This is a genomic window from Pedobacter sp. GW822-FHT03F06 (genome assembly GCF_058801365.1).
Map to the genome: position 1 here is coordinate 282,434 of NZ_JBXANE010000001.1, position 15,695 is coordinate 298,128.

At 37.4% G+C, this 15,695-nt stretch carries 10 protein-coding genes; 9 read left to right on the plus strand and 1 reads right to left on the minus strand.

Going from position 1 to position 15,695, the window contains the following annotated elements; genetic code table 11:
- The first annotated feature begins 25 nt into the window (after window positions 1–25).
- The 9 genes from AC1RJ8_RS01155 to AC1RJ8_RS01195 all read left to right on the plus strand — a co-directional run bounded on the left by AC1RJ8_RS01155 (window position 26) and on the right by AC1RJ8_RS01195 (window position 14,071).
- On the plus strand, window positions 26–595 hold the full coding sequence (locus tag AC1RJ8_RS01155; RefSeq protein WP_492952171.1) for a hypothetical protein: 570 nt from the start codon (window positions 26–28) through the stop codon (window positions 593–595).
- Between the two features lie 60 nt (window positions 596–655).
- A complete protein-coding gene (locus AC1RJ8_RS01160; RefSeq protein ID WP_492952170.1) occupies window positions 656–1,198 on the plus strand; it encodes a hypothetical protein in 543 nt (180 codons plus the stop codon).
- Window positions 1,199–1,362: 164 nt separating this feature from the next.
- Complete coding sequence (locus AC1RJ8_RS01165; protein WP_492952169.1) at window positions 1,363–1,839, plus strand: DinB family protein; 477 nt, start codon at window positions 1,363–1,365, stop codon at window positions 1,837–1,839.
- 193 nt (window positions 1,840–2,032) lie between these two features.
- The gene (locus AC1RJ8_RS01170) at window positions 2,033–4,810 is read left to right on the plus strand and encodes an outer membrane beta-barrel protein (RefSeq protein WP_492952168.1); all 2,778 of its coding nucleotides are present in this window, start codon (window positions 2,033–2,035) and stop codon (window positions 4,808–4,810) included.
- Between the two features lie 6 nt (window positions 4,811–4,816).
- Window positions 4,817–5,578, plus strand: coding sequence for a GLPGLI family protein (locus tag AC1RJ8_RS01175; protein WP_492952167.1), 762 nt, complete (start codon window positions 4,817–4,819; stop codon window positions 5,576–5,578).
- A gap of 161 nt (window positions 5,579–5,739) precedes the next feature.
- Window positions 5,740–7,356, plus strand: a complete 1,617-nt coding sequence (gene pyrG / locus AC1RJ8_RS01180; protein WP_492952166.1) for a CTP synthase — start codon at window positions 5,740–5,742, stop codon at window positions 7,354–7,356.
- 20 nt (window positions 7,357–7,376) lie between these two features.
- On the plus strand, window positions 7,377–9,179 hold the full coding sequence (gene yidC / locus AC1RJ8_RS01185; RefSeq protein WP_492952165.1) for a membrane protein insertase YidC: 1,803 nt from the start codon (window positions 7,377–7,379) through the stop codon (window positions 9,177–9,179).
- Between the two features lie 495 nt (window positions 9,180–9,674).
- A complete protein-coding gene (locus AC1RJ8_RS01190) occupies window positions 9,675–12,533 on the plus strand; it encodes a S9 family peptidase (RefSeq protein ID WP_492952164.1) in 2,859 nt (952 codons plus the stop codon).
- A 266-nt stretch (window positions 12,534–12,799) separates the two neighbouring features.
- Window positions 12,800–14,071, plus strand: coding sequence for a nucleoside recognition domain-containing protein (locus AC1RJ8_RS01195; RefSeq protein WP_492952163.1), 1,272 nt, complete (start codon window positions 12,800–12,802; stop codon window positions 14,069–14,071).
- 198 nt (window positions 14,072–14,269) lie between these two features.
- Here the strand turns inward: AC1RJ8_RS01195 and AC1RJ8_RS01200 are convergent, their stop codons facing one another.
- Entirely contained in the window at window positions 14,270–15,691 is a 1,422-nt protein-coding gene (locus tag AC1RJ8_RS01200) for a SusD/RagB family nutrient-binding outer membrane lipoprotein (RefSeq protein ID WP_492952162.1), read from the minus strand.
- Window positions 15,692–15,695 lie beyond the last annotated feature (4 nt).

A 15,695-nucleotide genomic window follows, 5' to 3' on the forward strand; every position in this document is an offset into this window, starting at 1 on the left:
AATATTTTAGTATTTTCGCCTATATATGAAAAAGAAAACGCTCCTCCCTATATTCATTTTATGTACATATGCCAGCTTTGCACAAGATGGGCCCGGCTTAATGATCAAGACAAATGTTTTGAATTTAGTGGCCAAAAGACCTGCAATAGCCATAGAAAAGACTTTTTCGAACCGCTATGGCTTAGAGCTCGCCTACACCTCTGGCGAAATTAAAAATCTGGGCTACCGCGACTACCTCCATTACGAAGGTTTCTTGCTTCGTGCAAAGAAATACATCCGTCCGATTAAGAAAAGGGAAGCCAATGCTTTTTATGGCGTTTATTTCGGAAATCTAGATAAAACTGTTATTTCGCATCGCTCAGTTGATGAAACCGGTATTTTTGGCTGGGGCCGTGATAGGGATTTTAGCGCTGGGTCTGTGCGTTACGGCGGAACATTTGGCGTATCCTTTATTCCGGGAAAACATTTTCTTTTAGAGGGCTTAACAGGCTTAGGTTATGGAGATTATTATCATGTTCAAAATAATTTAAAGAATAGGCTCCCAGGTGGTTATTTCGATTTTCAATTGTGGTTATCTATCGGGTATTCCTTTTAAATTTAAGGGATATCATAAAATATGGACATGAACTAAAACATAAAATTTGTAGTTTTGAATATGAGAAATATACCGCTCTTTGTTGCCATCTGCCTGTTAGCGCTCGTTGCCTGTAATTCGAACAGCAAAAAGGAAACCAACGCCATTGAGTTTAAAAACGTTAACCAGCGCCTGGCCAAGTCTTTTTCTGATTTAAAACGTTTGGACACTTTTAAGATCGAGCTTACAGGGCGGAAACCCGAAGAAATGGTGTTGAATTTCACCATCAAAAATGCCGATGGAAAAGAAATTTACAATACCAGCATCAAAGGAACTGAGTTATTGGGCAGTACCGATCCAAATGTTGATCTCTCGAAAGAAAAAGACCAGATTATTTTCTTAAAAACCATTGCTGATGATTTTTTTAGTGATGATAACTTTCTCGAACCTGCAGTAATGCCCGAAGATAAAGCCGATAATTATACCCCTGACAAAGCCCTTTACGAAGAATTAAAGAAGTCGGGATTAAATGGTTTTAAGTATCGCTTAGGAAAGGAAAACAACATTTACATTGCCTGGAGCGAAAAAGAGCAGAAAGTAAAAATTTACTACAACTGTTGTTAATAGCTATAAATCAATGTCAGGAAATTAGAATCCAATTCGTTGTTAAAAAAAGCCACAGATTCGCAGATTGTATCTAATCTGTGAATCTGTGGCAAAAAATAAAAATTTGTAGAAAAGTAAGTCTTGTACTAAAAGTGCCTAGTTTCAACTAAGGAATGAGACCAATGAAAAGATCTGAATTTATTGCAAACCGATTAAGAGAAGTTTTATTAAATGGATATTGGATTGCCAACACCAACTACCAGGAACAATTGTTAAACATTACCTGGGAACAGGCAAGGCATCAGGTAGCAGATTTAAATACAATTGCAGCTTTAACCTATCACATCAATTATTATCTGGTTGGTATTTTAAATGTATTTAAAGGTGGCCCTTTGGAAATTAAAGATCAATATAGTTTCGACCTGCCGCCAATACAATCAGAAGAAGATTGGAAAAAACTGGTGGAAGAATTTTTGGTAAATTCGGCAGCTTTCGCTGATGAAGTAGCACAAATACCCGACGAAAAATTAGATCAGTTATTTGTAAATGAAAAGTACGGCACCTATCTGCGTAACATAGAAGGCGTAATTGAGCATAGCTATTACCATTTTGGGCAAATTGTACTGATTAAAAAACTGATTTTAGCAGCAACAAAATAAATGTTGCAAACGCATAACTTGCAATTCTTTCCTCCCGCCACTTCTTTTTTAAGAATATTATTCTCCGCAACTCCAGTAGTTATATTTCTTTTTGAAAAAAAATATTTTACTTTATTGCTAATAACTAAATAAATAGTTGTATTTTCAGACACTTAACCAAACAACTATTTATTAACGCCTCTTTACCAAATACATGCTCAAACCATTACTATTAGCGCTCGTTTTTTCGTTATTTTTTCTTCCTGTATTCGCTCAATACGCTAGTATAAAAGGCGTTGTGGTTGATACCGTTGAAAAAACAAAATTACAGAATAGCTCTATCCTATTAATATCAAGCAAAGATTCCATTTTAATTAAAGATGCCCGTACCAAGGCTAACGGTGAATTCGAGTTTTCGAATTTAAAAAAAGGAAATTATACCCTGGTGGTCACTTTTCCGAGAATGGCCGATTATATAAGAGACATCCAACTGTCCGATTCATCAAGGTTTAACCTGGGCACTATCGCGATGGACAGCAAAGCCACACTTTTAAACGAAGTGGTGATTAAAGCCCAAAAGCAGGCCATTAGCATGAAGGGCGATACCATAACTTATCAGGCAGATAGTTTTGCGGTAAAACCACATGCCAATCTACAGGATTTATTAAGGCGCTTACCTGGAATTGAGGTTGACAAAGATGGCGCAATAAAAGCTGGCGGAAAAGATGTAAATACACTTTTGGTTGATGGTGAGGAATTTTTTGGTGATGATCCGCTTCTGGCACAGAAATACCTGAAAGCCAATGCAGTGAGCGAAGTTCAGGTTTATGACAAAAAAACCAAAGAGGAAGAATTATCTGGTATAAAAGAAGGTGACGCCAAAGAGAAGGTAATGAACATCAAACTCAAGGAAAACGCCAAAAACGGGTATCTCAGCACCCTGGATGCCAACAGCGACCTTAAGCACTACAAAAACATTGGTGGCATGGCTGGTATTTACAAAAACAAATTGAAAGCCGCAGTATTTGGATCCAACTCCAATACCAATCAGGATTCGAAGGCAAGTGCCGCCATGAGCAAATTAAAAGGCAATGATTATGATGTAATTGAAGTTGGCGATGATGGCAGTACGGTGATGATCAGTTATGGCAACAGTGGAGATGAAGATGATTTTTCGCCATCAAGCGGCCTGCCGGATGTAACGGGATATGGTGCACATTTTTCTAACAAATGGAACGAAAACAAAGTTGGCCTAAAATTCAATTACAAAGGCAGTGACAGAAACATATTGGACAGAACAACTTCGAAAAACCAGTCGTTACTGCCCAACGGAACGAATTTCTTTAGCGAAGGCAGCTCGAACAGCGAAACCCGAAACAGTGGCCAGAGTTTAAAAGGCAGTGTCGATATTAAATTGGATTCGCTTTCTACCCTAAAAATATCCTTCGCAGGTAGCAAACGCAAAAACAGCAGCCAGTATATCAGCAAGAACGAAACTAAAAATGACGCAGGGATATTTGTAAATAATAGTGATCAGTATAATGATAGTAATGGCGACAATGACCTGTTTAACGGCAATATAAACTACTCCAAAAAGTTTGTCAAAAAAGGGAGAACACTCTCGATTGATTTACAACCTGAAACCAAAAGTAGTACCAGTTTGGGCACCAGTTTAAGTGTAACCCAATACTACGATGGGAATGGAACAATCAATAGAATTGTTAACCAAAACTTTCTGAACGATAATTCGGGTAGAGAAAGCTCACTTGGCACCAGAATATCGTATACCGAACCTTTGGGCAGGCAATTTTCATTACAAACAGCCTACAGTTTTAAAACGGTAACATCCAATAGCCATAAACTTGTATTCGATAAATCATTAAATAATAAACGAATCGATTCATTGAGCAACAATTTCGATTTCAATAATTTTTCGAACATTGGTAAAATTGTGCTGCAATACAGGTCAAAGAAGTTCACGCTATCTGGTGGTGCGGAGGCTACCGAAACTACATTTGAGCTGAATGATCTGGACCGAGACAATAAATTTAACCGAAACTATTTAAACTGGGCCCCACAGAGCAACTTTAATTATAAACTTGGTAAAAACACCAGCGTATCGTTAAACTACAATGGTAGTACCCGACAGCCGAGTTTAGATCAGTTGCAACCTATCAGGCAAATTAATAACCCACTTTACGAAATAAGAGGTAATCCAAATTTAAAACCATCTTTCAACAATAATTTTGGCTTTAATTTAAACACGTATCAGCAAAAATCTCAGATGTACGCCTATGTGTATGGTGGCTATAGCTTTACAAAAAATGCCGTTGTGAGCTCAAGAACAGTAGATGATGTGAATAAAACCGTTAGCAGTTATATCAATTTAAATGGTAATAATAATTTTTACGCAGGTGCGAGTTTTAATAAAAGTTTTAGCAAAACCGGTTTAAACACAGGATTAAATGCCAGTTTCAACCATTCGAACGCTGTATCGATCTTAAATAATAAATTGAATGAGAATGTGAACAATAGTATTAATATACGCCCTCGTTTTAGCTATTATGGAGATAAAGTTCAAATTCAATATAATCCATCGGTTACATTTTCGAACAGCCGTTCGTCAATCGGTTCGATAAACAATGGCAAAAACTTTAGCCACAACCATGATATTTCTGGAAATATAGAACTTCCGTACAATACAGAATTTAATACATCGATATCCTTGTCATATCAACCAGCAAATTCTTCGTTTAGTACCCCGGTAAATATTGCCTTGTGGAATGCCTATTTATCAAAAAAGATGCTCAAATCACAAGAATTAGAGCTTAAAGTATCAATTTCTGATATTTTAGCTGAAAAAATCGGCTATAACCGTTACGTTGGTGGTAATAATATCAGTGAATACACCAACAGTTTCATTCCCAGGTATGTCCTAATTGGCATCACCTATAATTTAACCGGAAACTTTGTTAAACAAGACAAAAAATAATTGAAGATGAAAAATTTAGGACTCAGCATAATCTTGTTTTTTGCAGTTATAGTAGTGCGTGCACAAACTGTTTTCATCAAAAGCGCTAAAATAACTTTCGAGAAAAAGATCAATCAAAAACAGCAATTGGCATCAAACACCTGGATATCGGACGATGCGAGGGATAAAATGAGCAAATACAGAATTTCCAGCTGGGATTATAGTTTTAACGACAGTAGCTCCATTTATAAGATTAAACCGAAAGAGACCTTAAGCGACAATAATTTCTTCTTTATTGCCGGTGAGAATACGAATGAGCTGTATACCGATTTTAGCAAAAAAACAAGAGTAATGAGAAAACCAATAAGTGGCGAAGATTTTATTTTAAAAGACACCATCCCTCATCTCAATTGGAAAATCATGCACGATGTACGCCAAATTGCAGGTTACGAATGCCGTAAAGCAATAGCAGTAATAAACGATTCGGTTACTGTAGTGGCTTTCTATAGTGAAGAGATTTTATTAAAAGGCGGTCCTGAAGGATTTACGGGATTACCAGGGATGATATTGGGCCTAGCCATACCCCGGTATAACACCACCTGGTTTGCCACCAAGGTTGAAGCCAAAAACGTTCCTATCTTAACCATTGCTCCTCCTGCAAAAGGAAAAAGAACCGATACCGAAAAAGATTTCAAAAAAATGATCGACCTCTACACCCGTTATGAGGATAAAAAGAATCCCAGAAAGATAGAAGATATTAAAAAAGAACTTTACACGCTGATACTTTAAGCGGCTTTTTTAGCTAAAATAGTCAATATCAGTGATATAATATGACGAAAAAATATTCTGGCAAGTATCTAATCGAGCGATAATTTTTTGTACCTTTGTATCCCGTACAAAAACAATTAAACAGGTCCAAAACACCTGGTTAATTCCACAAATTATCAATCATGACAAAGTATATTTTTGTTACGGGCGGTGTTACTTCCTCTTTAGGTAAGGGCATCATTTCCGCATCTTTAGCTAAACTTTTACAGGCACGTGGCTACCGTGTAACCATTCAAAAATTCGATCCGTACATTAATATCGATCCAGGAACTTTAAATCCATACGAACATGGCGAATGCTTTGTTACGGAAGATGGTGCTGAAACCGACTTGGATCTTGGTCATTATGAGCGTTTCCTTAACGTTCCAACATCACAGGCAAACAACATTACTACCGGCCGTATTTACCAGAATGTAATTAATAAAGAGCGGAAAGGTGAATATCTGGGCAAAACTGTTCAGGTTGTACCCCACATTACCGACGAGATTAAACGCAACATGCGCATTTTGGGTGATAGCGGTGAATATGATATTGTAATTACGGAACTTGGTGGCACTGTGGGTGATATCGAATCATTACCATTTATTGAGGCTGTTCGTCAGTTTAAATGGGAAGAAGGCAGTACCAACGCTATTGTTATCCACTTAACCCTGGTACCTTACTTAGCTGCTGCCGGCGAACTAAAAACCAAGCCGACACAACACTCTGTTAAAGCGTTGTTGGAGTATGGAATACAACCGGATATATTGGTTTGCAGAACCGAGCACCATATTAGCCCGGAGATCAGAAAAAAAATTGCTTTATTTTGTAACGTTAACATCAATGCAGTAGTCGAATCGATGGATGCATCTACTATATATGATGTGCCATTGTTGATGTTAAAAGAACAATTGGATAAAACTGTTTTATCGAAATTAAAATTACCGACCAAAAGCGATCCCGATATGGAAAGCTGGAAAGATTTCCTGGGCCGTTTAAAAAATCCTACGGCAGAGGTTAAAATTGGTTTAATCGGTAAGTATGTAGAATTACCTGATGCTTATAAATCAATTATCGAATCTTTTGTACACGCAGGTTCGAAAAATGAATGTAAGGTTAAAGTAGAATATATACACTCTGAAGGCATTTTTCCTGATAATGTAAAAGATAAATTAGGTCATTTACAAGGTGTTTTAGTTGCACCAGGTTTTGGTAGCCGTGGTATTGAAGGTAAAATTGATGCCATAAAATATGTTCGCGAGAATAATATTCCTTTCTTCGGAATCTGCCTGGGTATGCAATGTGCTGTTATCGAATTCGGACGTAACGTTTTAGGTTTGAAAGATGCACATACTACAGAAATTGAAGAAAATGCTGCCAATCCGGTAATTAACATGATGGAAGAGCAGAAAAAAATAACAAATAAAGGTGGAACGATGCGTTTGGGCTCTTATCCTTGTGATATTAAAAAAGGAACTAAAGCCTTTTCTATTTACGGTAAATCGCACATCAATGAACGCCACCGTCACCGTTACGAATTTAACAATGCTTATTTAAAGCAATATGAATATGCAGGAATGATTGCATCAGGTATGAATCCGCAAACCAATTTAGTTGAAATTGTGGAGCTTAAAAATCATCCATTTTTCGTAGGCGGACAGTTTCACCCAGAATTAAAATCAACAGTTGCTAATCCTCACCCACTTTTTGTTAAATTTGTCGCCGCTGCGATGGAGTTTGCGAAAAAGAAAACGAATTAAAAGCAGTATAAACATAAATAATGGATAGAAATACCTTCACAGGACTGTTCCTGATCATGATCATTTTGGCAGGATCATTCTACTTTTTGAAGCCAAATGAAGCTGAAGTAAAAAGAGAACAAGTAAGAATAGACTCTACAAAAAGAGCCGATTCGCTAAAAAAGATTGGCGTTAGTCCAATTCAAAAAGACACAACAAAAACTGCTGCGATTGCTAACCCAGCTGTAGATTCTTTAGCCCTAAAAGGCCCTTTTGGTACCGCAATTACTGGCACTGAAACTAAAACTACTTTAAAAAATGATAAATTATTAATCACTTTTAGCAATAAGGGTGGTAAAATATCATCAGTAGAAGTATTAGGTCAAAAAACCTTTAATGGTAAGCCACTAATTTTATTTGATGGTAACCAGAATAAATTTGGTTTAAACCTTAATGCAGCTGGTAAAGTTATAAATACAAACGATTTATACTTTAAACCTACGCAAGTGGGTAATACATTAACAATGCGTGCGGATTATGGTGCTAACGCCTATGTAGCGTTTGTTTACAATTTAAAAGCAGGCAACAATCTGGCTTTCAACATTAATTTAGTTGGTTTACAGCAAGTTATTTCTGGCAACAGTATTGGTTTAAACTGGGAAGCTACTTTATTACAACAAGAGAAATCTATAGAAAGTGAACACCGTTATTCTGCACCTTACTACAAATATGTAGATGGTGATGTAAACCATTTAAGTGTTTCTAAAGATGAAAAAGAAGAATTAACAAAAGGAAAAATCCAATGGTTTTCTTTTAAACAACACTTTTTCTCGGCTTCTTTAATTGCTAAACAAGGTTTCGAAAAAGGAAATTTAGAAGTTAAAATTCCAACAACTCCTGGCCAAATAAAATATTATGCTGCAAATATGGAATTGCCATATGCACATTCGGCAAATCAGGCATATGAAATGGAATTTTACTTCGGAACCAATAAATTTTCTGCGTTAAAAGATCAAGGGTATGATCTGTATCAGCAAATTGATATGGGTTATTGGCCGTTAAAGTATATTAATCGTTGGATTGTATTACCAGTATTTAACTTATTAAACAACTTTGGCTGGAACTTTGGTTTAATCATCCTGGTATTGACCATTTTATTAAAACTTGCTTTATCCCCTCTTACTTACAAGTCATACCTATCAATGGCTAAAATGAGGGTATTAAAGCCAGAAATGGACGAGATAAAAGCTAAAGTAGGTGAAGATAACCCAACATTGGTTCAACAGGAATATTTAAAATTATACAAAAAAGCTGGCGTAAACCCGCTGGGTGGATGTTTACCAATGGTGTTACAATTGCCTTTGGTAATGGCCTTCTTCTTCTTCTTCCCGAACTTGTTCGAATTACGCGGTGAGAGTTTCCTTTGGATGAAAGATTTATCTACTTATGATGAGTTTATCAAATTTGGCGTAAAAATCCCTTTCATTGGCGATCACTTGAGTTTAATGTGTGTATTGATGACCATCTCTACACTGATTATGACTTACTTTAACAATCAGGTATCTGGAGCAACAGGTCAAATGAAATACATCGGTTACATTATGCCGATTATTTTCTTAGGTGTGTTGAACAGCTACCCTGCCGGATTAAACTATTATTATTTCTTGGCCAACTTAATGACTTTCGGACAGCAGTTCTTAATCCGTAAGATGGTTGATGATGATAAAATCCACGCGTTGATTCAGCAAAACAAAGCCAGACCAGCTGATGAAAAAAAGAAAAAATCTAAATTCCAACAGCGCTTAGATGATTATATGCGTCAGCAGCAACAAGCTAAAAAATAATTTAGTCTTTAATGATATGAAAACCCTCGGTTGCTTAAAGTAATCGAGGGTTTTTAATTTTAAGCCGAGCGTAAAGCGAATTTTGTCATTTCTACCGAAGTGCAGTCCCCACGTTAAATCAGGAAAGAAATCTTCAATTGAAGTGACGATGATGTTTGTGATCTGTGAGGACACAGACCACGGAGATGTTTTTTTTTTGGAGGAGAGCGATAAGCGCATGGCGTTAGGCGTGAAGCGCGAGATCTAAAAGAAAGGGCGTCATCTCGACTGGAGTGCAACGGAACGGAGAGATCTGTCTCGATAGATTTCTTTTGTCCATAATTGATCACTAGTAATTATTAATTTCCATCATCCATTTTACATCTTACATTATCCATTTTGCTTCCTCAATTCCCTTTTTAATTGTAATATTTGGCATACAAGTTTCCTAATAAGGTAAAAAATTCCAATTTTAGAAGATTAAATCTCAACCAACAAATTAATTAACTTTTAAAAATGCAAAAGAGACTAACTATTATTCTGTTTTTCGTTGTCAGCTTTGCCTACGCACAAAAGAAACCATTAGACCATTCTGTATATGATACCTGGGAATCAGTAGGAACAAAGCAATTATCAAATAATGGTCAATGGGCGATGTACAGCATCTTACAGCAAGAAGGAGATGCACAATTGTACCTTACCAATATTAAAACGAATGCGAAGATTAATATACCGAGGGGAATGAACTCGCAGTTCAGTAATGATTCTAAGTTTGCGGCTTTTAACATCCGTCCTTTAAATAAAGATTTACGTCAGGCTAAAATTAAAAAGAAAAAGCCTGATGAATTACCTAAAGATTCGTTGGGCATTGCCAACCTCACCACTAGTGCCGTTACCAAAGTGGCAAGGGTAAAATCTTTCAAATTCCCTGAAGAAGGTGCTGGCGTAATGGCTTATCTGACCGAAAAGCCAGATACAGCAAAGAAAACGGCAAAACCAACTGAAAAAAAAGATGGTGAAATGGATTTTGCTGATGATGAACCTGCTGCAAAAGGTAAAACCGACGAAGGAACCGATTTAGTGGTAAAAAATCTTTTAACGGGCACAGATAAAACTTATAAATTCGTTACCGATTATTATTTCAGTAAAGATGGTAAACAGTTGGTTTTTGCCTGTAGCGGATCTAAAAAGGACAAAACAGCTCCACAAGGAGTATTTTTGCTTAACACAGAAAAAGGCACATTAAAAACCCTAATTAAAGGTAAAGGAAGTTTTAAAAACTTCACTTTTGATGAGGAAAGCGAGCATGTGGCTTTTGTGGGCGAGCAAAGTCCGGAGAAACAGGAAATAAAAAATTACAATATTTATTACAACTCTTTAACACTAGATACGGCGCAGATACTGGTTGATTTTGATATGCCGGGCTTACCTGCAAAATGGTCGGTTAATGGCGATGGTAAAATAACCTTTAGTAAAGATGGCAAGAAATTGTTTTTCGGCATCTCTCCTATCAAAAAACCAAAAGACACCACTATTGTAGATTTCGAAGTGGCCAAAGTTGATGTTTGGAATTACAAAGACGACTACCTGCAGCCTATGCAGCTTAAAAATGCAGATAGAGACGGTAAAAAAAGTTATTTATCGGTGATTGACGTTTACAGCAGTGATCCTAAAGTGATTCCATTAACGGATATAAAATTACCTGATGCCAATCTGATTGCTGAAGGTGATGCGAATCTGGTTTTAGCCTCTACAGACTATGGCCGCAGGATCGAATCACAATGGAGTGGTTCTACCTCAAAAGATTATTATTTAGTTGATACTAAAAACGGTCAGAAAAAGAAAATCATTGATAATTTAAGCGGTTATGCAATGGCTTCTCCTGGCGGAAACTATGTTTTATATTTTGATAGAAAAGCAGGTAGCTGGAATACTTATAGTGTAACTACCGGAAAAGTAACCGTACTAACAGCAGGTTTAAGCGAAAAATTTGTTGATGAGGAAAACGATGTGCCGGATTTACCTTCTGCTTATGGTTTAGCCACCTGGACTGAAGGTGATAAAGCTGTTTTAATTTACGATAAATACGATATCTGGTCGTTCTCACCAGATGGAAAATCGGCACCAAAAAATATTACCGCCGGTTTTGGAAGAGCAAATAACATTACTTTCCGTTACGAAAGAGTACAACAGGATAACAGATTTGAGCGCAATGCAGATAGTAAATTTGTAAAAGCGAACGAAACGGTTTGGTTAGATGGTTTTAACCATTTAACTAAAGAAAACGGGTTTTACCGCACCAACATAGGTTCAGCTAAGGCGCCAGAATTGGTGGTAATGGCTAAGTTTAAATATTCAAACCTGCTAAAAGCTAAAGATGCTGATGTTTACATTTACGATAAAGCCAATTATTTAGAATCGCCAAATGTTTATATCACTACCGATTTCAAAACTGAAACCAAATTAAGCAATACTAACCCTCAACAAAAAAACTACAATTGGGGCATGGCTGAGCTGGTTAAGTGGACTACCCCGAAGGGCTACAAAGCTGAAGGTATACTGTACAAACCGGAAAATTTCGATCCAAATAAGAAATATCCGATGATTGCGTATTTCTACGAAAAACTAACGGATGGTTTGTACACTTACCAAGCGCCGGCGCCTACTCCATCTCGCTTAAACATTTCTTATTTCGTGAGTAATGGATACCTGGTTTTTGCGCCAGATATTAGCTATGAAACTGGTCATCCAGGCAAATCGGCAGTTGAATTTATCAATTCAGGTGTAGAAAGCCTGAAAAAGAACAGCTGGGTAGATGGCAGTAAAATCGGTATCCAAGGTCAAAGCTGGGGTGGTTACCAAGTAGCCTATCTCATTACACAGAATAACATGTATGCCGCTGCTTGGGCTGGTGCACCTGTAGTTAATATGACTTCTGCCTATGGTGGTATCCGTTGGGAAACTGGTATGAACCGTCAGTTCCAATACGAAAAAACGCAAAGCCGTATCGGTGCAACACTTTGGGAAAAACCAGAATTATATATCGAGAACTCACCATTATTTATGTTCCCGAAAGTAAATACTCCTGTTGTGGTAATGGCTAATGATGCAGATGGTGCTGTACCTTGGTATCAGGGTATTGAAATGTTTACCGGTCTGCGCCGTTTAGGTAAACCAGTTTGGATGCTGAACTATAATGGCGAAGCGCATAACCTGGTTCAACGCCAGAACCGTAAGGATATTCAAATCCGTGAGCAACAGTTTTTCGACTATTATTTAAAAGGTGCAAAAGCTCCAGCTTGGATGACAAGTGGAATTCCAGCTACTGAAAAAGGAAAAACATGGGGTTTTGAACTAACAGATGACAAACCTTAGTTAGTCGGAATCTGAAGTCCATAGTTGATAGTGAATAAACTATTGGCTATGGACTTTCTTTGGTTAATAGTTTGATAGTTCTTGGCTAACGGCATAACAGTTTATAAGGACCTTAGCAATCAACCATTAAACTATTGACCATAACCCATTATTTAGCTTGCATAAGCTGACTTCGGACTAAAGACTGCCGACTCCGGGCTCTCCCGCTATGAACTTTCGACTAAAAAAGGTATTTTAACCCCTTCAAATAAAACTAAACAATCCTAATGGCATTAAGCAGAATTTGGTCAGCATTTATTATCGTGGCTATTGTTGTAGCAAGTATTAAATGTTTCTTTTTCGGACATAGCGATATTTTTAACTGGATGGTAATCGGCAAATCATCCGATCCATTAAACCCTTTAAAATTAGACGGCATTATCGAAACCTGCTGGATAGCGGTGGATCTTTGTATTAAATTAATTGGAACACTGGCTTTATTTATGGGGCTAATGAGCATCGCCGAAAAAGCAGGCGGTATCCGTTTATTATCCAGAATTATTGGACCTTTCTTTTCGAAACTCTTTCCCGAAATTCCGAAAGGGCACCCATCTATGGGACATATGATCATGAATTTCTCTGCCAATTTGTTGGGCTTGGATAATGCAGCCACCCCATTTGGTATCAAGGCGATGGAAAGTTTGCAGGAGCTTAATCCAAATAAGGATGTTGCCAGCAATTCGCAGATTATGTTTTTATGCTTGCATGCTGCCGGCTTATGCCTAATTCCCGTTAGTGTAATTGCCATTAGGTCGACTCAAAATGCGCAGGACCCAACTGATATTTTCATCCCGTGTTTGATTGTAACTTTTGTAGGTACCATGGCTGCAATGCTCATTGTATCCTTTAAACAAAAGATAAACTTACTTCAACCTGTTATCATTACCTGGGTATTAAGTATCTCGGCACTGGTTGGCTTACTGGTTTGGTACGTAAGTAAGTTAAATGCAGAAAGCATAAAATCATTTTCAGGCTTGTTAAGCGGTGGAATAATTTTATTGATCTTTTTATTGATTGTATTGGGTGCACTGTATAAAAAAATTGATGTTTTTGATGCATTTATTGATGGCGCCAAAGGCGGATTTGAAACTGCACTGAAAATTATCCCCTATTTAGTTGGAATTTTAGTTGCAGTAAGCATGTTGAGAACCAGTGGAACTTTCGATGTAATCATGAGCGGGATTAAAAACATGTTTGTGTTTTTAGGAGCCGACACCAAATTTGTTGATGCGCTGCCCACAGCTTTAATCAGGCCTTTAAGCGGTGGTGCCGCCCGAGGAATGATGGTAAGCACCATGATTTCCAGCGGACCAGATTCATTTGCCAGTAAACTGTCTGGTGTTTTTCAAGGTGCGTCTGATACCACTTTCTATGTAGTAGCGGTTTACTTTGGATCTGTTGGAATAAAGAATACACGTTATGCTATTGGTTCAATGTTATTGGCTGATCTAGTTGGGGTTTGTACAGCCATAGCGCTTAGTTATATGTTTTTTGCGTAAATCGCGGTTCATTGGTCATTGGTTTATTAGTCATTAGTGTGTTGATCCATCTATCATTATTGCGAGACTGATTCACCCATTGCATTCAGCATGACAAAGAAAGCGTTTAACAGCTACAAAAAATCCCTGCCAGAAAATTATCTGGCAGGGATTTTAATATAAACAAGAGCTGTATTTAAACGCTAATACAGTATTGTTTTAAGGTTTATCCCACCAAACTCGAGCATTTAAATCATCACTACCAAGATAAGGAAAGGCTGCAATTGCGGCTTTGTAATTCTCGGTATTATTAGCCTGTTCTTGCGTGGGATAACCTTCTCTTCTTGGTATCGGTTTGTTGTTGTTGTTTGGTGCTGGAACCAAAAAGCTGGGGAAACCAGTTCTGCGCCATTCGGCCCAGCCCTCATAACCGTGCATAAATAAATGCACCCAACGCTGATTTCCAATCTGCTCTAATGCAGTAAGTGGGTTGTATATTACTGAAGCATTTAATTTATAGGCAGCTAATCCACTGATATCATTGTTATTCCATTGTCTTATAGATTGTTCAATGGCCAGATCGTAATTTGTTTTTGCAACAGCATCACCACCGGCAATCCAGGTCCTTTTTGCTGCTTCAGCCAATGCAAATAAAGCTTGTGCGTAAGTAACTAAATAAACCGGAGAATTTTGTTGACGTATTGCTGTCCCCAATAACGAATAATTGCCTGGCGTAACTGTTGTAGATAAACCGTAATCTAGACCAACATAATCTCCAGCAGTATTCTTTGTTGCGAAAATTGGTAATCGTGGATCATTTAAAGGCTTCATAAAATCTACAACTGGCTTACTCACCGCGAACCAGTTTCTGCTGAGTACGGTGAATGAATTATACCAATAATTCTCCTGTGCAGTAACAGCCAAATGAGGGTAGGCCAAATTATCGGTATTAGCTGTCATAATCCCATTGGCGATGGCCTTATTAAATTCGGCACTTCCTTTTGTTTGGTCAACTTTGCTTAAACGCAACGCCATTAACAAATGAATGGTATTGCCTAAACGTTTCCATTTAGCAACATCGCCACCATAAACAATATCATTTTTTAAGTTACCATTAACAAAACCGGCATTTGCCTCGTCGAGCAGTGCGAAAAGATTATTGTAAATACTTTGTTGAGAATCGTACTTAGGTGTAAAGTTGTCTTTTCCTTTTAGTGCCTCACTATATGGTAAAGCCCCCCATCGATCTGTTGCATGCCACATAAAATAGGCTTTTAATATTTTAGCTACTGCTACCTGGTTGGCAATTGGCCCTTCACTCGCATCAAGGCTGGTATTGGTTATAACATTCTCTAGATTGATCAATGGCCCTTGGTATAAACCATAAAAATTAAAATTAGTGGTTACATATCTGGAATTGTCAGGAAAAGAGGTATTAGATAAATATTGTGGATAATGAACACCGTATGGAGAAGAACTTAACGTTGGTAAAAATTGCTCTGAATTGGCAATCAACTGCGTTCCCGATGCTTTCGTAGGATTATTTGGATCAGTATTAATCGAATCCTTAAATTTATTACAACTGCTTGATAAGGTTAAAACCATTAAGCAATAGTATATTGATTGATGTAATTTTTTCATGGTC

Coding starts and splice junctions, on each gene's coding strand:
- pyrG (WP_492952166.1), top strand. CDS start 5,740: ATGACAAAGTATATTTTTGTTACGGGCGGTGTTACTTCCTCTTTAGGT.
- AC1RJ8_RS01200 (WP_492952162.1), bottom strand. CDS start 15,691: ATGAAAAAATTACATCAATCAATATACTATTGCTTAATGGTTTTAACC.
- AC1RJ8_RS01165 (WP_492952169.1), top strand. CDS start 1,363: ATGAAAAGATCTGAATTTATTGCAAACCGATTAAGAGAAGTTTTATTA.
- AC1RJ8_RS01175 (WP_492952167.1), top strand. CDS start 4,817: ATGAAAAATTTAGGACTCAGCATAATCTTGTTTTTTGCAGTTATAGTA.
- AC1RJ8_RS01190 (WP_492952164.1), top strand. CDS start 9,675: ATGCAAAAGAGACTAACTATTATTCTGTTTTTCGTTGTCAGCTTTGCC.
- yidC (WP_492952165.1), top strand. CDS start 7,377: ATGGATAGAAATACCTTCACAGGACTGTTCCTGATCATGATCATTTTG.
- AC1RJ8_RS01160 (WP_492952170.1), top strand. CDS start 656: ATGAGAAATATACCGCTCTTTGTTGCCATCTGCCTGTTAGCGCTCGTT.
- AC1RJ8_RS01155 (WP_492952171.1), top strand. CDS start 26: ATGAAAAAGAAAACGCTCCTCCCTATATTCATTTTATGTACATATGCC.
- AC1RJ8_RS01170 (WP_492952168.1), top strand. CDS start 2,033: ATGCTCAAACCATTACTATTAGCGCTCGTTTTTTCGTTATTTTTTCTT.
- AC1RJ8_RS01195 (WP_492952163.1), top strand. CDS start 12,800: ATGGCATTAAGCAGAATTTGGTCAGCATTTATTATCGTGGCTATTGTT.